The sequence below is a fragment of the Priestia sp. P5_B4 genome, from assembly GCF_056400385.1.
The window spans coordinates 1-636 of record NZ_JBFULJ010001414.1 but is presented as its reverse complement, the minus strand read 5'-3'; the positions used below and the strand labels follow the sequence as shown (position 1 = coordinate 636).

The following is a 636-nucleotide window of genomic DNA, read 5'->3' as shown; positions in this document are numbered from 1 at the left end:
AAAAGCAAAAGATAGCAGCGTCATAGAAAAGAAGATTCAAAGCGGCACGTTTCCTTTAGCTTTGCAAAAAGAAATTGTTTCTTCGTATGCCAATATTCAAGGTGCTGGTGTAAAAGCCGTAGCCGTAAGATCTTCTTCCGCACTTGAAGATTTGGAGAATGCGTCTTTTGCCGGACAGTATGAAACAATATTAAACGTAAGAAACAGAGAAGAACTTTTGACAAGTATAAAAAAATGCTGGGCTTCTTATTTTTCATCCGTTGTTCAAGCGTACGCCGAAGATAAAGAAATTTCGCTTTCTAATCCCCAGATGGGTGTCCTTGTACAAGGAATGGTTGAAGCCGATGTATCCGGAGTGATTTTTAGCGTAAATCCTATTACAGAAAGTGAAGATGAAGTAGTCATTAACGTGGCGTACGGCTTAGGAGAGGGAATCGTATCAGGTGGTGTTACGCCAGAYTTATTTATTATTCATAAACAGACAAAAAGTATAGTGAAAGAACTAGGATTAAAAGAGTATAAGCTAGTGTCAGGTTTTACAGGAATAACAAAAGCTGTGACAACGGATAAAGAAAAAAATGAATTTTCCATATCAGATGAAACAGCACTACAGCTGCTTTGTTTAACGAATCAAGT

General features: G+C 37.6%; 1 protein-coding gene. It reads left to right on the top strand.

Annotated features, from left to right (window positions below):
• A partial coding sequence (locus AC1DRF_RS31305) for a PEP/pyruvate-binding domain-containing protein (RefSeq protein WP_477742741.1) occupies positions 1-636 on the top strand: 636 nt, incomplete at both ends.